This is a genomic window from Flavobacterium panacis (assembly GCF_024649945.1).
GTDB classification, from domain to species: Bacteria; Bacteroidota; Bacteroidia; order Flavobacteriales; family Flavobacteriaceae; genus Flavobacterium; species Flavobacterium panacis.
On sequence record NZ_JANKMS010000002.1, the window covers coordinates 396389 to 423340 of the forward strand.

General features: G+C 32.7%; 27 protein-coding genes. 19 read left to right on the top strand and 8 right to left on the bottom strand.

The window, feature by feature from the left end; translation table 11 throughout:
- Positions 1 to 15: 15 nt before the first annotated feature.
- The 6 genes from NQQ59_RS06730 to NQQ59_RS06755 all read right to left on the bottom strand — a co-directional run bounded on the left by NQQ59_RS06730 (position 16) and on the right by NQQ59_RS06755 (position 4549).
- Positions 16 to 1170, bottom strand: coding sequence for an MFS transporter (locus NQQ59_RS06730; protein WP_257698156.1), 1155 nt, complete (start codon positions 1168 to 1170; stop codon positions 16 to 18).
- Positions 1171 to 1382: 212 nt separating this feature from the next.
- Positions 1383 to 1727: a cupin domain-containing protein gene (locus NQQ59_RS06735; RefSeq protein WP_144214888.1), complete on the bottom strand. Its 345-nt coding sequence runs from the start codon at positions 1725 to 1727 to the stop codon at positions 1383 to 1385.
- Positions 1728 to 1741: 14 nt separating this feature from the next.
- A complete protein-coding gene (locus NQQ59_RS06740) occupies positions 1742 to 2647 on the bottom strand; it encodes a Zn-dependent protease (RefSeq protein ID WP_144214889.1) in 906 nt (301 codons plus the stop codon).
- 7 nt (positions 2648 to 2654) lie between these two features.
- The gene (locus NQQ59_RS06745) at positions 2655 to 3530 is read right to left on the bottom strand and encodes a sugar phosphate isomerase/epimerase family protein (protein ID WP_144214890.1); all 876 of its coding nucleotides are present in this window, start codon (positions 3528 to 3530) and stop codon (positions 2655 to 2657) included.
- 30 nt (positions 3531 to 3560) lie between these two features.
- Positions 3561 to 4097: an NADPH-dependent FMN reductase gene (locus NQQ59_RS06750; protein WP_144214891.1), complete on the bottom strand. Its 537-nt coding sequence runs from the start codon at positions 4095 to 4097 to the stop codon at positions 3561 to 3563.
- Between the two features lie 89 nt (positions 4098 to 4186).
- Positions 4187 to 4549: a hypothetical protein gene (locus tag NQQ59_RS06755; RefSeq protein WP_144214892.1), complete on the bottom strand. Its 363-nt coding sequence runs from the start codon at positions 4547 to 4549 to the stop codon at positions 4187 to 4189.
- A 244-nt stretch (positions 4550 to 4793) separates the two neighbouring features.
- Between NQQ59_RS06755 and trmD the strand changes: the two genes are divergently transcribed.
- From trmD to NQQ59_RS06840, 17 genes are all read left to right on the top strand, one after another.
- Entirely contained in the window at positions 4794 to 5474 is a 681-nt protein-coding gene (gene trmD / locus NQQ59_RS06760) for a tRNA (guanosine(37)-N1)-methyltransferase TrmD (protein WP_144214893.1), read from the top strand.
- Positions 5475 to 5686: 212 nt separating this feature from the next.
- Positions 5687 to 6037, top strand: a complete 351-nt coding sequence (gene rplS, locus NQQ59_RS06765) for a 50S ribosomal protein L19 (protein WP_144214894.1) — start codon at positions 5687 to 5689, stop codon at positions 6035 to 6037.
- 280 nt (positions 6038 to 6317) lie between these two features.
- On the top strand, positions 6318 to 8537 hold the full coding sequence (locus NQQ59_RS06770; RefSeq protein WP_144214895.1) for an NADP-dependent isocitrate dehydrogenase: 2220 nt from the start codon (positions 6318 to 6320) through the stop codon (positions 8535 to 8537).
- A 142-nt stretch (positions 8538 to 8679) separates the two neighbouring features.
- A complete protein-coding gene (locus tag NQQ59_RS06775) occupies positions 8680 to 11058 on the top strand; it encodes a TonB-dependent receptor (RefSeq protein WP_144214896.1) in 2379 nt (792 codons plus the stop codon).
- Positions 11059 to 11094: 36 nt separating this feature from the next.
- Complete coding sequence (locus NQQ59_RS06780) at positions 11095 to 11919, top strand: DUF4249 domain-containing protein (protein WP_144214897.1); 825 nt, start codon at positions 11095 to 11097, stop codon at positions 11917 to 11919.
- Positions 11919 to 12401: a GyrI-like domain-containing protein gene (locus NQQ59_RS06785; RefSeq protein ID WP_144219758.1), complete on the top strand. Its 483-nt coding sequence runs from the start codon at positions 11919 to 11921 to the stop codon at positions 12399 to 12401. The genes NQQ59_RS06780 and NQQ59_RS06785 overlap by 1 nt, the downstream gene beginning before the upstream one ends.
- 2 nt (positions 12402 to 12403) lie before the next feature.
- Complete coding sequence (locus NQQ59_RS06790) at positions 12404 to 12850, top strand: DinB family protein (RefSeq protein WP_144214898.1); 447 nt, start codon at positions 12404 to 12406, stop codon at positions 12848 to 12850.
- Positions 12851 to 12968: 118 nt separating this feature from the next.
- Positions 12969 to 13424, top strand: a complete 456-nt coding sequence (locus NQQ59_RS06795) for a RidA family protein (RefSeq protein WP_144214899.1) — start codon at positions 12969 to 12971, stop codon at positions 13422 to 13424.
- A gap of 67 nt (positions 13425 to 13491) precedes the next feature.
- Positions 13492 to 14154, top strand: a complete 663-nt coding sequence (locus tag NQQ59_RS06800; RefSeq protein ID WP_144214900.1) for a thiamine diphosphokinase — start codon at positions 13492 to 13494, stop codon at positions 14152 to 14154.
- Positions 14155 to 14287: 133 nt separating this feature from the next.
- On the top strand, positions 14288 to 15238 hold the full coding sequence (gene rlmF, locus NQQ59_RS06805) for a 23S rRNA (adenine(1618)-N(6))-methyltransferase RlmF (protein ID WP_144214901.1): 951 nt from the start codon (positions 14288 to 14290) through the stop codon (positions 15236 to 15238).
- Positions 15239 to 15549: 311 nt separating this feature from the next.
- Complete coding sequence (locus NQQ59_RS06810; protein ID WP_186296576.1) at positions 15550 to 15786, top strand: uroporphyrinogen decarboxylase; 237 nt, start codon at positions 15550 to 15552, stop codon at positions 15784 to 15786.
- Between the two features lie 85 nt (positions 15787 to 15871).
- Complete coding sequence (locus NQQ59_RS06815; RefSeq protein ID WP_144214903.1) at positions 15872 to 16810, top strand: alpha/beta fold hydrolase; 939 nt, start codon at positions 15872 to 15874, stop codon at positions 16808 to 16810.
- Positions 16811 to 16856: 46 nt separating this feature from the next.
- A complete protein-coding gene (uvrB, locus tag NQQ59_RS06820) occupies positions 16857 to 18848 on the top strand; it encodes an excinuclease ABC subunit UvrB (protein WP_144214904.1) in 1992 nt (663 codons plus the stop codon).
- 124 nt (positions 18849 to 18972) lie between these two features.
- Entirely contained in the window at positions 18973 to 20202 is a 1230-nt protein-coding gene (locus tag NQQ59_RS06825) for a hypothetical protein (RefSeq protein WP_144214905.1), read from the top strand.
- Positions 20203 to 20240: 38 nt separating this feature from the next.
- Positions 20241 to 21251, top strand: a complete 1011-nt coding sequence (locus NQQ59_RS06830) for a dipeptide epimerase (protein ID WP_144214906.1) — start codon at positions 20241 to 20243, stop codon at positions 21249 to 21251.
- 2 nt (positions 21252 to 21253) lie between these two features.
- Complete coding sequence (locus NQQ59_RS06835; RefSeq protein WP_144214907.1) at positions 21254 to 22282, top strand: aminotransferase class I/II-fold pyridoxal phosphate-dependent enzyme; 1029 nt, start codon at positions 21254 to 21256, stop codon at positions 22280 to 22282.
- 104 nt (positions 22283 to 22386) lie between these two features.
- On the top strand, positions 22387 to 22854 hold the full coding sequence (locus tag NQQ59_RS06840; protein ID WP_144214908.1) for a DUF1456 family protein: 468 nt from the start codon (positions 22387 to 22389) through the stop codon (positions 22852 to 22854).
- A 201-nt stretch (positions 22855 to 23055) separates the two neighbouring features.
- Here the strand turns inward: NQQ59_RS06840 and NQQ59_RS06845 are convergent, their stop codons facing one another.
- Both NQQ59_RS06845 and NQQ59_RS06850 read right to left on the bottom strand, forming a co-directional pair.
- Positions 23056 to 23769, bottom strand: coding sequence for a LytR/AlgR family response regulator transcription factor (locus NQQ59_RS06845; protein WP_144214909.1), 714 nt, complete (start codon positions 23767 to 23769; stop codon positions 23056 to 23058).
- Positions 23770 to 23772: 3 nt separating this feature from the next.
- Positions 23773 to 24813: a sensor histidine kinase gene (locus NQQ59_RS06850; RefSeq protein WP_144214910.1), complete on the bottom strand. Its 1041-nt coding sequence runs from the start codon at positions 24811 to 24813 to the stop codon at positions 23773 to 23775.
- A gap of 219 nt (positions 24814 to 25032) precedes the next feature.
- On the opposite strand from NQQ59_RS06850, the gene NQQ59_RS06855 reads away from it, so the two are divergent.
- Positions 25033 to 25833, top strand: a complete 801-nt coding sequence (locus NQQ59_RS06855; RefSeq protein WP_144214911.1) for a DUF5694 domain-containing protein — start codon at positions 25033 to 25035, stop codon at positions 25831 to 25833.
- Between the two features lie 78 nt (positions 25834 to 25911).
- On the top strand, positions 25912 to 26709 hold the full coding sequence (locus NQQ59_RS06860) for a DUF5694 domain-containing protein (RefSeq protein WP_144214912.1): 798 nt from the start codon (positions 25912 to 25914) through the stop codon (positions 26707 to 26709).
- Positions 26710 to 26952: the final 243 nt, after the last annotated feature.

The window sequence follows — 26952 nt, forward strand, 5'->3', positions numbered from 1 at the left end:
TTACAAATTAATTTCTTAATCAATTTGCGCTTTCTGTTTTTTAGATTTTGATTTATAAGTAAGACCGTAAATAGTTAATGATATTAAAGACAAAACCATACAACCGATCGTCACAGCTGGCCATCCGCCTAATTTCCAAAGTAATAAACCGTAAGCCGATCCTGCAGCCGTTCCTAAAAAGGTAAACGACATAAATACGGTATTCAATCTGTTTCGGGCTTCTGGCAATAAAGAATAAACTCTTGTTTGATTTGAAATGTGAACGCCTTGAATTCCGATGTCAATAAACACAATTCCTATTGCAATTCCGATTACACTTTCTATCGCAAAATAGAAAGTTATAAAACTGATTAAAACCAGTAAACAACCATAACCCACTGCAATTCTAGAATTTCCTTTATCACCAAGTTTCCCGACCAAAGGTGCTGCTAAAGCTCCTGAAGCACCAACAATTCCAAACAAACCGATTGTGGCACTATTGAAACCAAACGGATCACCAGAAAGCAATAAAACCATTGTCGTCCAAAATGCTCCAAACTGAGCAAAACTGAAAACATTGATAGCAGTTGCTTCTCGCAAAACTGGCTGTGTTTTTATCAATGTAAATAAAGATCTTATTAATTGACCATAAGTTCCTTGAAACTGCGGTTTATTAACTGGGAACTTACTTTGAATAACAAAAAAGATCAAAAGACAAATTCCGGCAGCAATATAAAACATCGATCTCCAGCCTAAAACTTGACCAATAAATCCACTCAAAGTTCGCGAAAGCAAAATCCCGACTAAAAGTCCACTCATAATGGTTCCAACAACTTTTCCACGCTCTTCTGGCGCACTCAAAGAGGCCGCTAAGGGCAGAATAAGCTGCGGTACAATAGAGGTAATTCCAATTAATAAAGAAGCAATTTGCAACACTAGAAAACTTTTTGCTGTTGCTGCAATCAACAACGCAATTACAGTAGCGAAAGTGGTCATTAAAATTTGCCTTTTTCGTTCTAACTTGTCCCCAAGTGGCACCATAAAAAATAAACCAATTGCATAACCTGCTTGAGTAAGATATGTTATCGTTCCTGCGCTGGCTTCTGGAATTTTAAATTCATTGGCAATTAAAACAATCAAAGGCTGGCAGTAATAAAGATTTGCAACTATAAGACCAGTGCAAACTGCCATAAAAAGTACATTTGTTTTGGATAAATTCATGCTGCAAAAATACCAATCTAATCTTTAGCAGAACTTTAAAAAAAGTATAATTTTTAAGATTTTTATAAACCATATAAGTTATATAAGTTCATTTAAATAGCTTGCCGAAGCTTAAAATACCTTCAAAAACTTAAATTTCCTAAATCAATTATATGGTTTATTTATTTTGATTTTAAGAGCTTTTATTTCAAAAAATCTTCACGAGCAGGACCAAAAACATCAGTCAACATGCCAGTTTCTAGACAAACCACACCATGAATTGCATGAGGAGGAATGTAAAAACTATCACCTTCTTTTAATGTTTCCGTTACACCGTTTATCGTTACATCAAACTTTCCGCTAGCTACATAAGTAACCTGTGTATGATAATGTTCGTGTAAAACTCCGATTCCACCTTTTTCAAAATGAACGTTTACTAGCATTACTCTTTCATCAAAAGCCAGGATTTTACGCTTGATTCCTTCTCCGACAACTTCCCATTCGATTTCATCGCCTTTTATAAACTCTTTACTTGTTCCGATATTCATGTTTTTATGTTTTTTTATTGAATGCTTTTAAGATCTTTTTCCATTAACTGTTTCCCTTCAGTTAAATTGTTTCTCTCAAAATACTTTTGTAATTCTGTTAATCTTTTTTTATTGTCGTATTTAATTCCTGAATTTAATTTTCTCTGACAATTTGAACATAGTCTAAGTGTATGTCTATCGGTTTCAATCATACTATTTGTGCCATTCATAACACAATTCGCATCAATACAATGACGAAGTCCGAACATATGTCCAATTTCATGAGAACAAATTTTCAATAAACGTTCGAGACATAAATTAAAATCGGCTTCTTTCTGCATTCTGTACATAGAACTTACTGCAATTTTATCTTTGAAAGAAGCTAGTCCAAAAACATAATTCCATTCTGGTTTTGGATATAAATCCATTTCAGTCAAAGCCATTAATCCAATTCCGTTTTCAGGTTTTTCTTTTTTTAAAACATCTTCCAAAATATAACCTGCCAAAAATTGTTCTTGTCCCACATCTCCGATTCGTCTGGCGTGTTTTGGAATGACATCGTTGGAAACCGTTTTCAAAACCTTTGTTTTCAATTGAAAAAATATTTCTAAATATTCTCTAACCAATTCGATTTGTTTCACTTGAAAAGAATCAAACTTTCCTATAGGCTGTAAATAAACAACATTTTCATCTTTGGTAGGAACAATATGTTTTGAATTTATGAATTGCTCAAAACTTTGTCCTTTTTCTTTGCGCGTATACAACCAATCTCCAAAAACAGGTTTTGCCAACTTAACATCATTGACCTTAATATCAACAAAATACGGATCAGGTTTTGATTCTACTAAAGTCCTTATTTTCGGATCTGGATTCTCCTTTTCTTTTTTATTTGATTGACAAGAACAAAGAATCACTAATACCAACAAAATGAGCTTCTTCATAAAAAAATTAATGAATTAGATTTTTAGAAATAAAATCAAAACTCGATTGGATTGATTCGAAAGAATTTGAAGCAAAATTATTTTCTTGTTCTACAAAAAAATGAATCATTCCCGATTGTTTTGCTGCAGCAAATAAAGGTCTAAAATCGATCGTTCCTGAACCAACTTCGGTATTTAATTCATTATTATTTTTAGCTTTATCTTTGACATGCCACATTTTAAAACGTCCTGGATTTTCATTGAACAATTTTAAAGGATCATTTCCCGAATGAATTACCCAATATAAATCCAATTCAAAAAAGACCAAATCTTTATCGGTTTCTTTTAATAAAATTTCAAAACCTGTCACGCCATCGTGTTTTTGAAATTCAAAATCGTGATTGTGATACGCCAGTTTCAAGCCTGCTTTTTTACACATTTTAGCAGCTTCATTTAAACGAGCAGCAATCTTTTTGTAATCTTCAATCTTTCTTCTAAAAGGTTCATCAACCCACGGAACAGTTAAAAATTCACTTTTTAGAACTTTTGCAGCTTCAATGGAAGCAATTAATTCTGTCGTGTTTCCGTCATACAAAAAGCTTCCTAAATTATAATGTCCACTTACTGCCTTTAACCCATTATCATCCAAAATCTTTTTAAGCTCTTTTGGACTTATACCCCAAAATTGAGCTGCAGTTGAAAATCCATATGTTTCAACTGTTGTATATCCTGCTTTAGATACTTTCTCTAAAGTTGTTTTCACGTCTTTCGGAAGTTCTTTTCTTAGTGTATATAACTGAAGTCCAATTTCTTTTTTTTCCATAGAAAATGCTAATGAAGGCCGAGCCCAAACAGCAGTCGTGGCAAGTCCTGTGGTTACTATAAAATTTCTTCTTGTAATCATTTGGTTAGATAGTTTCAGATAGTAAATTTATCATAAAAAATGATTCTCAAAGCTTTTTATAAAGTTTTGAAGCGCTGTAGCCGTTTCTTCAACTATAATTTCTCCATCTTGATTAATTTTACCTCGAATTCCCTGAATTAAAAGCTGTGTATTTTCATCATATTTAGCTTCAAGAGTTTTCATTATTAACAAAAGTTGTTCGTGCCCCATTTCTCCAGAAGCAGAAGCAGTTATTAATCCCGTTTTTTTATTTGAGAAAATAGTAGTGGAAACGCACCATTCTAATGCATTTTTCACACTTCCTGGTAAACTAAAAACGTATTCGGGAGTACAAATTAAAATACCATCAGCATTATTAATTTTGTTTCTGAATGAAATTATTTCTTTTGGAGGATTTTCATTATTCAAATCCGGATTGAAATGAGGAAGAGTTGCCAAACCCTCAAATATTTCAACTTCAAACCTTTCTTTCAAATGATTCGAAACATATTGGAGAATTTTAAAATTACTGGAATTATTTCTGGTACTGCCTGTTATAGCAAAGATTTTTATTGTAGTTGAAGACATTGTTATAAAATATAAATAGTATTTTTAAAGAAGTGACTTTAAAAATACTATTTATTTGTAGAGAAAGCCTTAAAGGCATTCTAATTTTTTTATCTGCCCGTTTTCGAACTTAGCCCCACTAAGTTTTTTGAGTCTACTGATTGCGGAGGAAATTTTTGCTTTTCATTTTGCAATAAATAAATTTTACCTTCTTTATTTATATACACATAATCATATTTCCAAAAAGATGGTCCAGCAATTCCTGCATCTTCATTATGATCTTTAGTAAACACCTGATCTGCATAAAGAAGTATTTCATTATTCTGATCATCATGTAGCACCCTCACAGGTGGCCCCCAAGTCTTTATAAGTTTCTGCTTGGTCTCTCCAAGCCACTTATCATTCGTTTTATTGGTATTGGAGCACGATGTCTGCAAAACCGCTAACACAAGTAAAAGTAAAGTTTTTTTCATAAGCAAGTCTGATATTTTTTTAAGTTTGAATAGTAAGTTCTTATAAATTTAACACTATTTCACCAAATAAACGTACCACTAGTTTATTTTTATATTAAACTCGACAAAATGCACAATATATCGATGAAATGCATCATTTAAGCATAAAATGAGTTATTTAACTAAAAAAGTCTTCTTACAAATCTTTAAAAATTAGCAAATATTAACTTTGTATCTTTGCCAGCAAGAAAACTATTGAATAAAAATGCGAATTGACATTATTACACTTTTACCTGAGTTGTTAAAAAGCCCTTTTGAGGCTTCTATTATGAAACGTGCTATTGATAAAGGCCTAGTCGAAGTCCATTTTCATAATCTTCGTGATTACAGCACCAATCGACAAAAAAGTGTGGATGATTATCCTTTTGGAGGTGGCGCCGGAATGGTGATGACAATTCAGCCTATTGATGATTGCATTACGCATTTAAAAAGTCAAAGAGAATATGACGAAATAATTTACATGTCTCCCGACGGTGAAACTTTAAATCAAAAAATGGCCAACAAAATGTCTATGTATGAAAACATTATCATTTTATGTGGTCATTATAAAGGTGTTGACCAAAGAGTAAGAGATCATTTTATTACAAAAGAAATCTCTATTGGTGATTATGTTTTATCAGGAGGAGAATTAGGAGCCATCGTTTTATCTGATGCCTTAATAAGATTAATTCCAGGTGTTTTAAGTGATGAAACTTCAGCGTTAACAGATAGTTTTCAGGACAATTTACTTTCAGGACCGATTTATACAAGACCAGCAGATTATAAAGGTTGGAAAGTACCAGAAGTTTTAACCAGTGGACACGCTGCCAAAATAGATAAATGGCGAGAAGATATGGCGTTTGAACATACTAAAAACAGACGTCCGGATTTATTGGAAGGACATTAAAAAAGTTTTCAGTCTCGGTTTTCAGTCTCAGTTCTGTGACTGAAACTGAGACTGAGACTAGATTTAAAAACCTTTTTATCAGATAGTTAAAATAATTTACAATTTATAATTCATAATTTATAATTATTTTCTACATTTGCACCCGAATTTGACCAACCTCTGGCGAGATCCGTGAATGTTGTTCTAATATAAAAACCATAATTTAAATTATCATGGCAGATTTATTAAAATTCGTTCAAGACGAATTCGTTGCTAAAAAAGATTTCCCAGATTTCGGAGCTGGAGACACTATTACTGTTTTCTACGAAATTAAAGAGGGTGAAAAAACAAGAACTCAGTTCTTCAAAGGAGTTGTGATTCAAAGAAGAGGTTCTGGTAACACAGAAACTTTTACTATCCGTAAAATGTCTGGATCTGTTGGTGTTGAGCGTATCTTCCCAGTAAATTTACCAGCTTTACAAAAAATCGAAGTGAACAAGAAAGGTGCTGTACGTAGAGCTAGAATTTTCTACTTCAGACAACTTACTGGTAAAAAAGCTAAGATTAAAGATAAAAGAAGATAATCATTTATCAAAATGTTATAAAAAACTCGTTTCATATCGTTTGAAACGAGTTTTTTTTATGTTCTATTTTCATCACTAACAAAACTGTAATTTTTTAATACCAAAATCATCGATTTAGCAATTTAAAGAGCTCGAAATAACAATCTGTTAATTTCTTCTTTTCTCATCAAAACTCAACCGATTTCGTTGTGTTTTTACTATATTTGCTCCGCTCATTTTGAGCCGAATATATCTTTTACATCGTTAACTCCTGACGATACGATTATAAAAAAAAAAGAAAATGAATAAATCAAAAATTTTTTACACCTTAACTGATGAGGCGCCGTTATTGGCAACTTACTCTTTGTTACCAATTGTTCAAGCTTTTACAGCAACAGCTGGAATTGAAATCGAAACCAGAGATATTTCGCTGGCAGGAAGAATTTTATCAAACTTCCCAGAATCTTTGACTGATGCTCAAAAAACTGGAGATGCATTGGCAGAATTAGGTCAATTAGCAACTCAGCCAGAAGCTAACATCATTAAATTACCAAACATTTCAGCATCTGTACCGCAATTAAAAGCGGCTATTGCTGAATTACAATCGCACGGATACAACGTACCAAATTTCCCAGAAGATCCACAAAACGATGCTGAAAAGGAAATTAAAGCAAAATATGCAAAAGTATTAGGTTCTGCTGTAAACCCAGTTTTACGTGAAGGGAACTCTGACCGTAGAGCTCCAAGAGCAGTTAAAAACTTTGCAAAAGCAAATCCACACTCAATGGGTGCTTGGTCTGCTGACTCAAAAACTAAAGTGGCTTCTATGTCAAATGGAGATTTTTACGGAAGTGAAAAATCTGTTACTGTAAACGAAGCTAACGATGTAAAAATCGAATTTGTTGCTAAAGACGGAACTTCAACTGTTCTTAAAGCAAGTACTCCATTAAAAGCTGGCGAAATCATTGACAGCTCTGTTTTAAGCGTAAGCAAATTAAAAGCTTTTGCTGCTGATGTTATCGCTGAAGCTAAAGCGGCAGGAGTTTTACTTTCTGTACACTTAAAAGCTACAATGATGAAAGTTTCTGATCCAATTATCTTCGGCGCTATCGTTGAAGTATATTTTGCAGATGTTTTCAAAAAATACGCTTCTTTATTCGCAGAATTAAATGTGGATACTAAAAACGGTTTGGGCGATATCTACGCTAAAATCGCTGGAAGACCTGAGCAAGCTGAAGTTGAAGCTGCTATTGATCAAGCAATCGCTAACGGACCTGCTTTGGCAATGGTTAATTCTGATAAAGGAATTACAAACTTACACGTTCCATCTGACGTTATTGTTGATGCTTCTATGCCAGCAATGATCCGTACTTCTGGACAAATGTGGAACAAAGAAGGAAAAGCTCAAGATACATTTGCTGTTATTCCAGATAGATCATACGCTGGAGTTTATACTGCAACAATTGATTTCTGTAAAAAACATGGTGCTTTTGATCCAAAAACAATGGGAAGTGTTCCTAACGTTGGATTAATGGCTCAAAAAGCAGAAGAATACGGATCTCACGATAAAACTTTCCAAATGAAAGCTGACGGAGTTGTTCGTGTTGTTGATGCAAACGGAACTGTTTTAATGGAGCAAAACGTTGAAGCTAATGACATTTTCAGAATGTGTCAAGCTAAAGACGCTCCAATTCAAGACTGGGTTAAATTGGCTGTAAACAGAGCTCGTTTATCTAGTACTCCTGCTGTTTTCTGGTTAGATGAAAACAGAGCACACGATAGAGAATTGATCGTAAAAGTTCAAAAATACCTTAAAGACTACGATACTACAAACTTAGATATCCGTATTTTAAACCCAATTGCTGCTACTGAATTTACTTTAGACAGAATCATCAAAGGTTTAGACACTATCTCTGTAACTGGAAACGTTTTACGTGATTACTTAACAGATTTATTCCCAATCTTAGAATTAGGAACTTCTGCTAAAATGCTTTCTATCGTTCCTTTAATGAACGGTGGTGGATTATTCGAAACTGGTGCTGGAGGATCTGCTCCTAAACACGTAGAGCAATTTACAGAAGAAGGATATTTACGTTGGGATTCATTAGGAGAATTTTTAGCTCTTGGTGCTTCATTAGAGCACTTAGGACAAACTTTAGACAACTCTAAAGCAATTGTTTTATCTGAAACTTTAGATCAAGCTAACGATAAATTCTTAGCTAACGATAAATCTCCAGCTCGTAAAGTTGGGCAAATTGACAACCGTGGATCTCACTTCTATTTAGCATTCTACTGGGCTCAAGCTTTGGCTGCTCAAACTAAAGATGCTGAATTGCAAGCGATCTTTACTCCAATTGCTGCTGAATTTGAAGCTAACGAAGCTAAAATCGACGCTGAATTAATTGGCGCTCAAGGAAAAGCTCAGAACATTGGTGGTTACTACCAACCAACTCCTGAGTTAGTAAGTAAAGCAATGCGTCCTAGCGAAACTTTCAACGCTATAGTTGCTAAAATCAAATAATTCAGAATACATCTGTATTTCTAAATAAGTAAAAAGGACAACTCACAAGGTTGTCCTTTTTTTATCTTAACTTTTGTTTAACAAAGGTTTCGCAAGAATATTTAGTAAGAATTTGTTAACTATGTAAATCAAAATCAATGTAATGATTACAAAAAATACCTGCACATTTTTTCTTTTTATTTTAACGATTTTCACCTCATTTGCACAGGAAAAATTCACTCTAAGCGGAACCATCAGCGACAGCAAAAACAACGAGACTCTAATTGGAGTTAATATCTATATTCCCTCTCTAAAAATTGGAACTACTACGAACGAATATGGTTTTTATTCACTTTCTGCTCCAAAAGGCGAATATGAAATCGAAATTACTTATGTTGGCTATCAAACTATTCAGAAGAACATCACTTTAAATAGAAACACAAAAAGCAACTTTTCTATTAGCTCTGGCGAAGAACTTCAAGAAGTAGTCATTACAGAAAATAAAGGCAAAATCAATGTCAAATCTCCTGAAATGAGTGTCAATAAACTCTCGATTTCAACGATAAAAAAGATGCCTGTCGTTTTAGGCGAAGTTGATGTCATTAAATCTATTTTATTACTTCCAGGCGTAACTAATGCAGGTGAAGGCGCCTCTGGATTTAATGTTCGCGGAGGTGGTGCAGATCAAAACCTGATACTTTTAGACGAAGCTACTATTTTTAATTCATCTCACGTTTTCGGATTCTTTTCTGTTTTTAATCCAGATGCTATTAAAGATTTAAAACTGTACAAAGGTGGAATTCCAGCACGTTATGGAGGAAGAGCTTCTTCTGTTCTCGATATTTATCAAAAGGATGGAAGCAGTAAAGATTTTCATATGAATGGTGGTATCGGATTAATTTCTAGCCGCCTTCTTGCCGAAGGTCCTATTGTAAAAGATAAAGGTTCTTTTTTAATTGGCGGAAGAGCTTCTTATGCTCATTTGTTTTTAAAACTATCAGAAGACAACAAAAACAACGCTGCTTATTTTTATGATTTGAATACCAAATTAAGCTACAAATTTAATGACAACAACAGTTTGTATTTATCGGGTTATTTTGGGCGCGATGTTTTTAGTTTGAATAAAAGTTTTACTAATACATACGGAAATTCAATTCTAAATTTACGATGGAATCATTTGTATTCTGACAAGCTATTTGCTAATCTGTCTCTTATTTACAGTGATTATTATTACGGATTAGATCTTAATTTTGTTGGTTTTAATTGGGATTCAGGTATTAAAAACTACAATATCAAATACGATTTCAAACATTATCTTTCAGATAAATTAAAACTAAGCTACGGAATAAACGGAACTTATTACCAATTTAATCCTGGAACAATTAAACCAACTGGCGAAGATTCTGGAATTAATCCCGATCAACTGGATAAAAAATATGCTTTCGAACCTTCAGTTTATTTAGATGCCGAAAGTCAGCTTTCTGATAAAATCAACATCTCTTATGGATTACGATATAGTCTTTTTTACAGATTAGGTTCTTCTACTATTAATTATTACGATAATGACCAAGCTGTTATTTTTAATACTAATACGGAGATTTATGAAAAAGGAACACCTACTTCTACACAGTATTTCGGCAAAAATAAAGCCATTAAAAGTTACAACAACTTTGAACCCCGCTTTTCAGTTTCTTATCAGTTAAATGAAAATCAAGCAATCAAGGCTAGTTATAACCGAATGACACAGTATCTTCAGTTAATTTCAAACACCTCTTCTCCTACTCCTCTGGATGTCTGGATGCCGAGCGACAAATACATTAAGCCACAACTTGCAGATCAGGTCGCTCTTGGGTATTTCAAAAATATTCTTAATGGTGATTATTCATTTGAAATAGAAACCTATTACAAAGAAATACAAAACAGACTGGATTATATTGATGGAGCCGATTTAATTGCAAACAACGCAATTGAACAAGTGATTTTAAATGGACAAATGAGATCTTACGGTCTGGAAATTATGTTGAAGAAAAATAAGGGAAAATTTAACGGCTGGATTGCCTATACTTTATCAAAATCAGAACAACAAACTCCAGGAAGAACACCAGAAGAAACTGGAATCAATAATGGCCAATGGTACGCTTCTGCTTATGACAAAACACATAATTTAGCCATTACCTCAGCTTATAATTTAAATGAAAAATGGTCATTCGGAGCTAACTTTGCTTTGCAATCCGGACAGCCTGTTTCCTATCCAAACGGTCAATATGAATATTTAGGAATCACCGTTCCAAGTTATGGTTCAAGAAACGAAAACAGACTTCCTGCTTACCATCATTTGGATGTTTCTGCAACTTTGACTCCACGAAAAAACAAAGACCGAAACTGGAAAGGAGAATGGGTTTTTAGTATTTACAATTTATACAACCGACACAACGCTGCTTCTATCAATTTTCAACAAAACGTTGATACTGGCAATAACGAAGCAATTAAAACATCCATTTTTGGAATTGTTCCTGCGGTTAGTTATAATTTTAAATTCTAAAAAACACTTTTTATCAAAAGGAATAAAAAATACAGTATGAAAAAAGTAATCTTAATAATCGTGTTTTTCATATCAATTTGCTTCTCAGGTTGCGAAGAAGTTGTTGATGTCGACTTAGATACAGCACCTCCAAAATTAGTAATTGAAGCTGCTATCAATTGGGAAAGAGGATCTTCTGGAAATGAACAAACAATAAAGCTCACTACAACAACTGGTTATTTTGACAATGTAATTCCAACTATTTCTAATGCAATTATCTTCATAAAAAATAGTCATGGTGAGCAATTCAATTTTATGGAGGTAAAAAAGACTGGTCAATATATATGTACAGATTTTAAACCTGTGATCGATGAGGAATACACTTTAACGGTTATTAGCAGAGGAAACAGATACATAGGAACTGAAATTTTAAAATCTGTTGCGCCTATTACCCGAATAGATCAAAATAATCAGGGTGGTTTTACTGGAAAAGACATCGAAATAAAAGCCTTTTATAATGACCCTGCCGATGCAGATAATTTTTATCTGTACAAATATTTGTATCCTAACAAAATAAAATCAACCTATTATGTAGATGAGGATAAATTTTTTAACGGTAATGAATTTTTCAGTCTTTCAGATGATGAAGATTTAAAACCTGGATATGAAATCGAAATAACGCATTACGGAATCTCCAAACAATACTACAACTATATGAGCATTTTAGTTAGCATTGCCGGAAGCAATGTTGGCGGACCTTTTCAGACTCCTCCGGCAACAGTAAAAGGAAATATGGTCAATGTAACCAATAAAGAAAATTACCCACTAGGTTATTTTTCGCTCAGTGAAACAGATACTCAAAAATACAAGATAAAACAATGATGCTGCCTCTTATCAAGACCTTAACCGAAAAAAAACTAATGGGTCATTCCATAGAAATGTCTTTTATCGAAAACAAAACCTTTCAACTATGGAGCGGTTTTATGCCAAAACGAAAAGAAATTAAAAATTCGATCAGTCCGAATTTGTATTCTTTAGAAGTTTACAATGAAAATCATTTTGACAATTTTGATCCTAATGAGAAGTTTCAAAAATGGGCTACAGTAGAAGTTTCAGATTTTGAAAATGTGCCAGAAGAAATGAAAACTTTAATTGTTCCTGCTGGCTTGTACGCTGTTTTCCTTCATTTAGGTCCAGCGACAGAAGCACATAAGACTTACCATCATATCTTTGCAGAATGGCTTCCAAATTCAGAATACACTGTAGATGAAAGACCTCATTTTGCAGTAATGGATCACAAATACAAAAAAGACGATCCTGAGTCTGAAGAAGAAATCTGGATTCCGATAAAAAATAGAAATTAGTTATGATTACCGAATCTTTAAAAACGCTTTTCAACAGAGATTTAAACAAACTAAAAGTCGAAATTGAATCGTACCAAAATGAAAATACCATTTGGATGATTGACAAAAATATTTCCAATTCTGCAGGAAATTTGTGTCTTCATTTAATGGGAAATATCAATACCTATATTGGAGCACGACTTGGCAATACAGGATATGTTCGTAATCGACCGTTAGAATTTTCACTGAAAGATGTTCCCAGAACAGAATTAATCGATAAAATTGAAAACACAATTACAATGGTCAATACGGTTCTAGATTCTTTAACCCAAGCCGATTTACAAGTCATTTATCCTGAAATTGTTTTTGAAGAAGAAATGACAACCGGTTTCTTTTTAATTCATCTTTCAACACATTTGGCTTACCATTTAGGACAAATTAATTATCACAGAAGACTTTTGGATTTCTGATTTTAGATTGCAAATTTCAAAAAATCTAAAATCTAAAATCCCTCGTCCTCAACATATGTAAATGTTTTAAAAATTAGAATTGCGAAACCTTTGTATTCTTAATTTTAATTTTTAAAACATGAAACATTTAATTTCATTTCTAGTATGTATTTGTGCATTTCAAACCAAAGCACAGACTTTCAAAAATCCCGATTCTTTATTTAATCCAACACCTTACGGCTTCAGTCACGCTTCTTCGGTTAAAACATCTGGAGAACTTGTTTACATTTCTGGCCAAAGCGGTGGTTTAGGAAAAGATCATATTTTAAGTTCTGACTTTAGAAAACAAGTCCAAGTTGCCTTAAAAAACTTGACAACAGTTTTAGACAGTTATCGTTTGAAACCAGAAAACGTCATGAAAATCACAATCCTGATAGTAGATCATTCCTCAGAAAAACTCAAAATTTGGGAAGAAGAAATCAGCAAAACATGGAAAAACAAACCATTTCCTGCCAGTACATTAATTCCGGTTCCAAGATTAGCCCTTGACAATATGCAGATAGAAGTAGACGCCGTTGCTTTTAAAGCCAATTAAACAAATTGATTTTCTGTCAAAGCCCATAACTTTCGTACATTTGCGGCATATTTTAAATCAACTCTAAATGTCTTCACACCATATTGTACGCGACGATCAGGAACCTGCCTTAATTATTGCTAACGGAGCTGCCTGCAGTTCTGAACTTCTAGGACAATTATTAGAATGGTCGCCGTTGGTAGTGGTTTTAGATTCGGCTATTGAAAGAGTAATCGAATTAGGAATTAAAGTAGATGTTCTTTTAGGTGATTTTGACCGCGGTTTCGATCCCGAAATTTACAGAACAGCGCAATATCCTATCGAAATTGTACATACTGAAGACCAAGAAAAAACAGATCTCGAAAAGGCCTGTGATTATCTTGTAGAAAGAAAAATTCCAGCCGTAAATGTAGTTTGGGCAACAGGAAAGCGTGCCGATCATACGATTACCAATCTTACCAATATTGTTCGTCATCGCGATTCGCTTAAAATTGTAATTCTGGACGATCATTCAAAAATATTTCTTTTACCTAGAAAATTTGAAAAATGGTATACTGCCAAAACGCCAATTTCACTTATTCCAATTGGAGTCGTAAACGGAATTTCATCCACTAATTTAAAATATGAATTGAATGATGACACGCTTACAATGGGCTACAGAACCGGAAGCAGTAATTCTGTTGAAAAAGATGGAATTGTGAGTATTACACATAAAGATGGTGATCTGCTTATGATGGAGTGTTTTGATTAGAAGCAAATTCCTGCTGTCCACTGTATCTTTTGTGGTGAACCCCACCACAAAAGGATGCCGTTTCCATCAGGGCTAGGGATTCATTTTCAAAACAAGTCTTTCTTACCTATCTTTGCAACCGAAATCAATAAAAATGAAAGCAAACGACAATTCTGAAAAAAACATTCTACACCCGCGAAATCTTCATCGAAACCGATATGATTTCGAAAAACTAATTTCGAATTGTCCAGAATTAAAAGTTTTCGTTGCTATCAACAAACATGGAATCGAAACCATTGATTTCAGTAACCCAAATGCTGTAAAAACGTTAAACAGCGCTTTACTGCAAACATATTACGATATTCAGAATTGGGATATTCCTAAAAATTATCTCTGTCCGCCAATTCCAGGACGAGCAGATTACATTCATTACATAGCCGATTTATTAGCGGAAAGCAACAATAATGAAATCCCGAAAACACCGACTGTTTTAGGATTAGATATCGGAACTGGTTCTAATTTGATTTATCCGATATTAGGAAATTCTATTTACAATTGGAGTTTTGTTGGAACCGATATCGATCAAAAAGCAATTGAAAATTGTAGTAAAATTATTGAAGCCAATCCAAAACTAATCAATTCAATCAGCTTACAACAACAGACAGAACCAAGGTTTATTTTCAAAAATATTGTTACTCCCAAAGACCGTTTTACCTTCACAATGTGTAACCCACCTTTTCATGCATCTGCGGAAGAAGCGAACAAAAGCGCAACTAGAAAAGTCACAAATCTAAATCCGAAAGAAAGAAAAAATACAAATCCTGTTTTAAACTTCGGAGGACAAAATGCCGAATTGTGGTGCAACGGTGGCGAAATCGGATTCATCACACAAATGATTTACGAAAGTGCAAAATACGCATCGCAAGTTTTATGGTTTACTACTTTGGTTTCTAAAAAAGAAAATCTTTCTTCGATTTATAAAACTTTACAAAAAGTAAATGCCGTTTCTGTCAAAACGATCGACATGGCGCAAGGACAAAAAACAAGTCGCATTGTGGCTTGGAGTTTTTTAAATAATGCTCAACACCTTTCTTGGAAATTTTAAGATCCCTGATTTTTTAATGACTCCTAATATGTCACTCCTCTGGAGCTTTTATACGATGTGATTATGACTTTTTCTATAAATAATATTTAGCTCCTCTGGAGCCTTAACATAAATTGATATAAAAATCATTTTTAAATAGTCCCAGCGGGACAACATATTTATAGGGAAATTTTAGACCTATTTTTCAAAGCCCCAGCGGGGTGAAATATTTTTTCACAAAACGTTTTTCAAATGTCTGATTTCCAAAACAAAATCTTGATTTTATAATTTGCTTTCGCTACATTTATTATAAAATATTTAAAATCAAGATCATGGCAGAATACATTGGTTATCTCGCATCTGTTTTTATAGTTGGTGGTTTTTTATTAAAAAATCTTCAAACCATTCGGCTAATCAATATGTTTGGTTGTATCTGTTTTGTTATTTATGGCATTTTTTTAAATGATTACCGCGATTTCAGTCAATGGCTTTGGCCTGTGATTATTCCGAATGCTATTTTAGCTTTGGTACAAATTTATTATCTGACTTTCAAAAAGGATAAATCTTAAAATTATGATATTTTAAAATAAAATTGTGATACACTTTCCGCTTACGATAATCGTAACTTTAAGTTCAAAATCGAATTTTATTACTATGTTTAAACATTATTCCCGAATCATTATTCTCTTATTTTTACTCTCCAGTTGTGCTTCAAAAAAAGCAAAATTTGAAGATTATGTTTTTAAAACCAAAAGTGAAGAAATAAAATACCAATCTGCTTACGACAAAGCTTTAAGACTTTGGAATATTCCTTATACCGAGGAAGATGTAAAAACAAGTTTTGGAACCGCACACGTTATTATCGCTGGACCAAAAAATTCAAAAGCTTTAGTTTTACTTCACGGAATGGACGCCAGCTCCACAATGTGGTATCCAAACATAAAAGCTATGGCAAAAAATCATCGTATTTATGCTATTGATTTTATTATGGAACCCAATAAATCGAATTTAACGTCAAAAGCACTTTCGTCAGAAGAAATTGCTGTTTTTTATAATGAGGTTTTCAATTATTATAAATTAAAGAAATTTGATATTGTCGCAGCTTCACGAGGCGGCTGGATCGCAACATTGTTAGCAACTGAAAAACCTAATTCAATTGATAAAATTGTTTTACTAAGTCCAGCACAAACTTTTAAATTTATTGATCAGGTTGGGAAAACCACTTCCGCAATAATGTTAAAGCTTTTTCCAAGTGAGAAGAAATTTGGCAAAACTCTTACTACTTTTTCTACGCATCCAGAAAACATTAGCGTGATTTATAAAAGGCAATTTTATTTGGCTAATAAATATGCAAAATCCAATTCTAGTATGCTAAAAATGCATCCATTTTCTAACAAAGATTTAGAATCGATACAAAATCCTGTTTTGGTTTTAATTGGAGACAAAGATGTAATCAATTCTGAAGAAAGTCTCGAACGAGCTCAGAAATATTTAAAAAACAGTAAAACTAAAATGGTAAAAGATGCGGGACATTTTTTAACTATTGATCAGCCTAAAATAGTGAATGATGCTATTATAAATTTTTTAGATTAGCACACAATCTTCGTATCTTTACAAACCTAATTTTCATCAGCAACAAATGAATTTCCACGTAGCCTCAGAATATAGTCCAAAAGGAGATCAGCCACAAGCCATACAAAAATTGGCGCAAGGTGTAATCGACGGAGAAAAATATCAAACTTTATTAGGAGTTACAGGTTCCGGAAAAACATTTACGGTTGCCAATGTAATACAAGAAGTTCAAAGACCTACTTTAGTTTTAGCACATAACAAAACCTTAGCTGCTCAATTGTATTCTGAATTCAAACAATTTTTCCCGAATAATGCAGTAGAATATTTCGTTTCTTACTACGATTATTATCAGCCAGAAGCTTTTATGCCAGTTACGGGAGTTTTTATTGAGAAAGATTTATCTATCAATGAAGAACTAGAGAAAATGCGTTTAAGCACCACTTCTTCCCTCCTTTCTGGACGTCGTGATGTTTTGGTTGTAGCTTCTGTTTCTTGTTTATATGGTATCGGAAACCCTGTAGAATTTCAGAAAAACGTAATCGAAATCACTCGCGATCAAGTTATTTCAAGAACCAAACTGCTTCATAGTTTGGTACAAAGTTTATATGCCCGAACTGAAGCTGATTTTAATCCTGGGAACTTTAGAATAAAAGGAGATACCGTCGAAGTTTTCCCAAGTTATGCTGATGATGCCTACAGAATTCATTTCTTTGGCGATGAAATTGAAGAAATAGAATCTTTTGACCCTCAAACTTCTCTGGTAATCGAAAAGTTTAAGAGATTGACTATTTATCCGGCTAACATGTTTGTTACTTCTCCTGAAGTTCTTCAAGGCGCTATCTGGGAAATTCAGCAAGATTTAGTGAAACAAGTCGATTATTTTAAAGAAATAGGAAAACATCTCGAAGCAAAGCGTTTGGAAGAAAGAACCAATTTTGACTTAGAAATGATTCGGGAATTGGGTTATTGCTCAGGAATTGAAAATTACTCTAGATATTTGGACGGACGCCAAGCAGGAACAAGGCCTTTCTGTTTGCTAGATTATTTCCCAAGTGATTATTTGATGGTCATTGACGAAAGTCACGTAACGGTTTCGCAAGTTCACGCCATGTATGGAGGCGACCGCAGCCGTAAAGAAAATCTTGTAGAATACGGTTTCAGATTACCTGCTGCAATGGATAACCGTCCTTTGAAATTTGAAGAATTTGAAGCTTTACAAAATCAGGTTATCTATGTTTCTGCAACTCCTGCCGACTATGAATTGCAAAAATCGGATGGAATTTATGTAGAACAGATTATTCGTCCGACTGGGTTATTAGACCCAGTTATTGAAGTGCGACCAAGTTTGAATCAGATTGATGATTTGATTGAAGAAATTCAGGTGCGCTGCGAATTAGACGAAAGAGTTTTGGTGACCACTTTGACCAAAAGAATGGCCGAAGAATTGGCTAAATATCTAACAAAAGTAAATATTCGCTGTCGTTACATACATTCTGAAGTAGATACTTTGGAACGTATTGAAATTATGCAGGATTTAAGAAAAGGACTTTTTGATGTTTTGATTGGTGTAAACTTACTTCGTGAAGGTCTTGATTTACCCGAAGTTTCTCTTGTTGCAATTTTAGATGCTGACAAAGAAGGTTTTTTAAGAAATCACAGATCGTTAACGCAAACTATTGGTCGTGCGGCAAGAAACTTAAATGGTAAAGCTATTATGTATGCTGATAAAATTACAGCAAGTATGCAGCGTACTATTGATGAAACGGAATACAGAAGAACGAAACAGATTAATTTCAACGTTCAAAACAATATAACGCCACAGGCTTTAAACAAGAAAATCGACAGTGCTTTCACCAAAAATCCATTAGTTGAGTATGAATTAGGACATCCAATTCCTGTTGCAGCTGAGCCAGAAACGGCTTATTTATCTAAGACTGAATTGGAAAAAATGATTCGCGAAAAGCGTAAAACAATGGAAAAAGCAGCTAAAGAATTAGACTTCCTTCAAGCAGCTAAATTACGAGATGAAATTAAAAAATTACAGGAACAATTAGCTTAAACATTTAATAAACAAAAAGTTAAACTCAACATTCAGAGTGGAATTTATTTTAAAAATAATCTGACAAAAATAGTTTAGATTACATATTAAAATTCGTTAGATTTATCAAAATTTAAATTCTGAAATGAAATATCGTTTACTCTTTTTTATTTTTTTAATTTTTAATGCAATTTCCACAGCGCAATCAGATCAGAACGATTATTGGAATGAAGAAATAGAAAATTCATCAGATATTATAAAGCCTTATTTGCTTTCTACACATCCGCTTGGAATTTACATTTCGAGATTAAATCACAATTTTAATGTTCGCTCTCCCGAAAAATATTCTTTCGGATTCGAAGTTTCTAGTGGAAATGTTGTGTTGCCTTATGTAAAATCATACGAGTTAACCGATCCGAATGACCGAGCGTTTTCTAAAAGCATTCCTTGGCATGCTCGTGAATTTGCATTTGATTTTGACAAAGTTCCTTCTAAAATCAAAGAATTTACAGCAGATGGCGTGATTCGATCTTATCGTTTCACTTTTATATTACCCATTACTGTTCATCACGAACTTAGTTTTAACCTTCGTGCCAATTCATTAGATCGCGGAAAATATCCTTTTTCTGTTTTTACTTCTGACGAAACTATCGAATGGTTTCATCGCAATATTGCTGGAGGAAAAGATCCTTTTTCCAGATATCATTATGGCGTAAATCAAGCGGGAATATCTTATAAAGATGAGAATGACAAAGTGATTACAATGGAAAATAATGATTTTATAATTCCAGGTTTTGAAATCAACTACAATTATTATCCAAAGTTAGAAATGAATAAAAAACATCATATTTATTTGAATTTTGGAGCACAACTTGGCATCAACACTACAAAATATAATCCCGTTGCAGACATTGGAATTTCCTCTTCTATCCTCAAAAAAATGATTATTAGAGACAAAAATATTTTAAGTTTTGGCTTAAGTGCAGGAGCTTTACGCCAGCATTTTATAGAATATGGAGATCGCGTTAACATCAGCAATCAAGATTTCCTGTATAGTTTTGAAGGTTTGGTTGACTACAAAGTAAAACTCCGCAATAATAATCGTATTTCTTATGGCATTAATTATAATTTTCAAACTGCATTCAACAAAAAAAGAGATGTAGATTATATTGTTTTTACTGGCGAAAGAATCAATACGCACTGGCAAAAAACAATTTATCATCTGTATGAAGATTTAGAAGGATGGAGCTTTATTTGCACCTATTCGACTAAGCGATTCTCTTATTTTGTATATTTCCGCGAAGATTTAAATTTAGATAATGCACCCGATTTTCAGACCGGCATTGGCTTAAAAATGGCTATCAAAAAGAGTTAGAATTCTATTTTACAAAACAAAAAACTACCAGATTAACCATGAAACTAATTTTAAGAGAATACAATCTCAAACTTAAACATACTTTTACTATTTCAAGAGAATCCATTGATTTTCAGCCGTCTTTAATTGTAGAATTACAAAGTGATGGTTTTTCAGGTTTTGGAGAAGCCACTTCAAATCCGTACTATCATATTACAGTTCCCATTATGATGAATGATTTGGAAAAAATCAGATCTATAATTGAAAATACTGAGAACGAAACTCCCGAGGTTTTTTGGGCAAAAATTCATCCATATTTAAAAGATGATATGTTTGCTTTGTGCGCTTTAGATTTGGCTTACAACGATTTGTATGCCCGCAAAAAAAGCAAGAAATTATACGAATTATGGAACTACAAAACCGATCATAATCCGTTGACCGATTATACTATCGGAATTGATACGATTGAAAAAATGGTTTTCAAAATGCAGGAACTTCCTTGGCCGATTTACAAAATTAAATTGGGTACAAAGGAAGATATTGCGATTGTAAAAGAATTGAGAAAACATACCAATGCCATTTTTAGAATTGATGCCAACTGCGGATGGACAGTCGAAGAAACCATTAACAATGCTATCGAATTAAAAAAACTAGGCGTCGAATTTCTAGAACAACCCATGAAAGCAGACAATTGGGAAGGTCACAAAGAAGTTTTCAAACATTCTGTTCTTCCTGTAATTGCTGACGAAAGCTGTATTATTGAAGAAGACGTTGCAAAATGCTTCAATCATTTTCATGGTGTGAATGTGAAACTGGTAAAATGCGGCGGTTTAACTCCAGGAAAACGCATGATTGAAGAAGCTAAAAAATTAGGTTTAAGAACCATGGTTGGCTGTATGACCGAATCGACAGTTGGAATTTCTGCAATTGCGCATCTATTGCCGCAATTGGATTATGTAGACATGGATGGTGCTTTGCTTTTGGCTGAAGATATTGCAACCGGAGTAACCATAAAAGATGGGGTTGTAAGTTATTCAGATTTAAACGGAACAGGAGTTACACTTTTATAAAAATGATAGTCGAAAGATTTCCCGACCGCACAATTGAAGCAGATCAAAAACACTATTTGTATTTTGGTGGAACTGCGTATTTGGGACTTCCAACAAATAAAAATTTTCAGGATTTAGTTGTTCAGAACATTTTAAAATGGGGAACGACTTATGGAAGTTCCAGAACAGCAAATATTCAATTAACGGCTTACGATGCAGGCGAAACTTTTTTAGCTTCTCATATAGGCTCTGAAAGCACGGTAACAGTTTCTTCTGGAATGTTGGCTGGAAGATTGGTTTTAGAAAAATTAAAAAAGCAGACGGATTCTTTTTTTCATTTAAATGAAATTCATTCAGCAATTAAAATTGAAAATACTCTTCCTGTTTTTGTAAACAAAAAATTGAATGATCGTTTACTAGATTCAAAACCAGAAGAAATAACAATTTTGACTGATGGAGTTCCTTCTTTTCAAACGAAGCCTGTTGATTTATCTTTTTTAAATGAAATTTCAAATCACAAAGAAATTACTTTAGTTGTTGATGAATCTCATTCGTTAGGAATTATCGGCGAAAATGGTTCTGGAATTTACTCTAATATTGATTTTCCAATTAAAAGAAAAATCTTGGTTTCGTCTCTTGGAAAAGCTTTCGGATTAACGGGCGGTGTTATTGCATCAGATTCCGAATTCATTCAAGAAATAAAAGAAATCGAAACCTTTACAAGCGCTGCAGGAATGAATCCAGCTTTTGTACAAACACTTTCTGATGCTTCCGAAATTTATAAAATACAGCATCAAAAACTTTTAGATAATTTGAGTTACATTGATTCAATTTTAACTCAAAATCAGAATATTAAGTTTGATAAAAGTTATCCTTTAATTTATTTATTATCGAATGAATTAGTTCATAAATTAAAAGACGAAAACATAATTATTGCCAGTTTCAGATACACCAAAGAATCCGAACCGTTGAATAGAATTGTTGTAACCGCAAATCACACAAAAGAAGATTTAGATAAATTGGTTGGCGTTTTAAATAATTACAGCTCTTAACCACAAATTTGCGCAAATTCTTTTTCTTTTAAAATTCTGGAATTTGTGAAAATTCGTGTAATTCGTGGCAAAAAAATAAACCGTACATTTGTAAAAAATAAACAATGACAAATAACGATATACTTAAAAAACTTCGCGTGGCTTTGATGCTCCGTGATGACCAAATAGTTGAGATTTTAGAATTAGTAGATTTTAGAATTTCAAAGTCAGAATTGGGTGCTTTTTTTAGAGCTGAAGATCATCCAAATTATATGGAATGTGGCGACCAAGTTTTACGTAATTTCCTAAACGGATTGGTAATTCATTTAAGAGGAACTAAAGAAAACCCAAAAAATCCAAACGAAGTTTTAGCAAAACATAAAGCCGAAATTCCTAAAAAGGAAACTTCTAAAGAAAGACCTGAATTTAAAGCAGCTCCAAAAGATTCTGAGAAATACAGAGGAGATCAAAATCCATCAAAGTCAGGCTCATCAACTGGAAAACCTAAAAAGAAATCATTCCCAAAAGGAAATGGAAAACCAGTTGTTGTAGAAAAAGTGGTTTACAAAAACGGTAATAAGAAAAAGTCTTAAAGTTTAACCGCAAAGGAAGCTAAGAATTACGCAAGGTTCGCAAAGATATTTTATAGCCACAGATTAAAAAGATTAACGCAGATTTTTAAATCCCTCTAATCTTTTTAATCTGTGGCTATATTTTTTTTAAACATACAGCTTTGCGAACTTTGCGTTTATATATTCACAATATTTAGCAAAAAAACCTTGCGCGCTTTGCGGTTAAATTTTCTTCTGATCAATTTCATCAAAAAAGGCATCTTTAAAAGTCGCCCCAATTGGCAACTCTTTTCCATTTACAAAAACAGAAAAATTATCTGTTGATTCGATGTGCTGCAATGAAACCACATACGATTTATGAATTTGAATAAAATCAGTTGACGGAAGTGATTCAATTACATTTTTTAAAGATGAATGTGTAACAATTTGCTGTTTTACAGTATGAATGCAAACATAATTTTGGAGACTTTCTACATATAAAATATCATTCAGAAACACTTTCTGAAATTTATTTTTTCCATCCGTTTTTATAAAAAGAAAATCTGGAGCACTATTATTACTGTTATTTGAAACTTCTATTTTTGGTTCAGAATTGAGTTTTGAAACTGCTTGATAAAAACGCTCAAAGGCAATTGGTTTTAAAAGATAATCGACAGCATTCAGCTCAAATCCTTCTAAAGCAAAATCAGGATAAGCAGTCGTAAAAATGACTTTTATATCTTTAGAAATGATTTTAGAAATCTGCAAACCTGTCAATTGAGGCATTTGAATATCCAAAAAAATAACATCCACCGCTTGCGTATTTAGAAATTCTAAAGCTTTTAAGGAATCATTAAAAACGCCAACTTTTTCCAGAAAATTCACTTTCCCGATATAGTTTTCTAATATTCTGGTTGCAGGCGGTTCGTCATCGACAATTATACATTTAAAAGCCATAAATTATTTCTTTAGTGGTATTTTCAAGTAAGTTTTAAAGGTATTATTTTCTTCTGTTTTTTCAAGAATAAATTGGTTTTTATATGTGTATTCTAATCTTTTAGTCAAGTTATCAAAACCAATTCCGGTTGAAGAATAATTTTCTCCTTCGATGAAATAATTAAAAGTCGAAATTTCTAAAAAATCGTTCTTTATCCGAATAGAAATAATGGCTTTTTCTTCTTCATTATTAAATTTTCCATGTTTGAAAACATTTTCAACAAAATGAACCAAAGCCGAAGAAATAATTTTTTCGTTTGAATAATTTCCTTCAACCGAAAAATCTAAAAACAGCTGATCTTCAAATCTTTTCTTTTGTAAATGAATGTAGTTTTGAATGAATTGAATTTCTTTTGAAAGGATCGCTTCATCTTTGTCTGTTTCCGTAATTACATATCGAAGTAAATCAGAAAGTACTAAAACATCATCGGCCATTTTATCGTCTTTTAGAATCAATTGACTGTAAAAAGAATTCAAAGTATTAAACAAAAAATGCGGGCTCACTTGCGCTTTGAGCATTTGAAATTCGGCTTTTTTATTTTCTAAAAGTAATTCCTGATTTTGATGTTGTGCAGTTTGGAACTGCCAAAATAAAAAAGTCAACGCACTTAAAATGATAGCCGGCAATCCGAAGAAAAAATTATCTTTTATGTAATAGGTAATTTCTCTTGCTTCTTCGTAATAGTTGTGTTGTCCAATAATATTGTACATAACAACTTCTTGCAAAAAATAACGAACAGCCGCAAAAAACAATAACGAAACTGGAATGGTCAGAATATAAAAAAGTAATTTCTTTTTATTCAAAAACCAATTACAAAAGAAATAAAAATTAAAAAGGTAAATACAAAATACTGCCAACATGTAAGTTGATGTAGTCCAATAATACATTTCTGTCATTACGATTTCTATTTTTCTGTCATTAAGCCCAATATCCCAAGAAATGTAGGTTAGAAATAATAAAAAGAAAAAGACAATGTGATAGTAAAAAGGGATTCTTGATTTCATAGTTTTTGATAATTAGTTCAAAAATACAATTAAGCCTTAAATAGAAAATCAGATTTATTTAAAACATGCTTTTTTAGGGATGAACTGCCAAAAACTTTACACCAAAATATTCCATCACAAATTTCATGTGTTTATAAAATGAAATCCTGTGTTCATCAAAAACAAAAAATTGCCTCTAAAAGTCGGAATATATTTGCCATGAATTAAAAACAAACCATCATGCAAAAAATCATTTTACTATTAGCCTTTATTACATTTAACATCACTTTTGCTCAACAAGGCAAGAAAAAACAAATTTTATTAATTGGAACTTTTCATTACGCAAATCCAGGAAACGATATTGCTAAGATTAAAACTTTCAATGTAATGTCTGAAAAAAGCCAAAAAGAACTCGAAATAATGAGTGATAAAATCAAAAAATTTGGTCCAGATAAAATATTTGTAGAATGGAAATTTAGTAAACAAGTAGAATTAGACAAATTTTACAATAAAAATACCGACAGTTTACTTAAAAAAGATCCGAATGAAATTACTCAGTTAGCGTTACGTACTGCTAAGAAACTGAATCATAAAAAAATGTATGGAATTGATTATCGTACTCGTTTTCCTTATGACAGTTTAATGATGTCAATGGAAAAAGCGAATCAGAAGGATTTAATGAAAAGAAGCAATGAGACTAAAAAAGGATACGAGAAGGCTGACAATGAACAAATCAGTAAAAATTCTCTAATCAATCTTATGCTTTACAACAATCAAAAAGAGACTCTTGATAAAAATATTCAGTGGTATTTGGAAGTAGCCAACAGAGCTGGAAATCCAGATGATTTCACAGGAGCTTCTTTGGTTTCAAATTGGTACAAAAGAAATTTATATATGTATTCTTTAATTCAGAAATTAACTGAAAGCACAGATAATAAAATAATGGTTTTAGTTGGTGGCGGACATGCTTCAATTATTAGAGACTTTTTAGCGCATGATCCTGAATTCGAAATTATAGAATTATCAACTGTTTTGAAATAATAGCTTTTTTAACCGAAAAACAAGCAATCATATTTAATATACGAGAACGATATACATTATCCATAAAAACAAAAAATCATGAAAAAAATCATTCTATTACTAGCTCTTATTACATTTAACATGACATCTGCTCAAACTAAGAAAAAGCAGATTCTACTGGTCGGTACTTTTCATTATGCTAATCCAGGTCTTGATGTTGCTCAACTAAATAATTTCAACATCATGTCTGAAAAGAGTCAAAAAGAACTTGAGATTATGAGTGACAAAATCAAAAAATTTGGTCCCGATAAAATTTTTGTAGAATGGGAATTTAAGAAACAAACCGACTTAGACAAGTTTTACAATAAAAACACCGATAGTCTTTTTAAAAATAATAAAAGCGAAATAACACAACTGGCACTTCGCACGGCTAAAAAACTGAATCATAAAAGATTATACGGAATGAATCTTTACACTTCTTTCCAATATGACAGTTTAATGATGTCAATGGAAAAAGCCAACCAGAAAGATTTGATGGAGAAAAATAAGTTGACAACAGAAAATTTTGAAAAACAACATAACGAAAAAATCAGAAAAAGCACTTTACAAGAAATGATGCTGTATTACAATACCAAACAAGCCGAAAATGAAAACCTTCGATGGTATTTGGAAGTAGCAAACAGAGCTGGAAATCCAGATGATTTTACAGGACCATCTTTGGTTTCAAATTGGTACAAAAGAAACTTATATATGTATTCTTTAATTCAGAAATTAACTGAAAGTACAGATAACAAAATAATGGTTTTAGTTGGAGCTGGTCATGCTGCAGTGATTAGAGAATATATAATGCACGATCCTGTATTCGAAATTGTGGATTTATCAACTGTTTTGAAATAATACTTTTGGTTTTCTAACAACCGCAAAGAGTGCAAAGATTTACACAAAGTTCGCAAAGTTATTTGGATATAGCTTTGCGAACTTGTGTTTACATTAAATCTCACAGTTAAAAATCCTTGCGTGCTTTGCGATTAAAAAAGCAATAAACGCATGATAAAACATTCAATATTAAACCCAGATAAATTATAAAGTATTGTTCTGACGAGATACAAGGAGGACAATCATAATTATCCAGACAAGGTT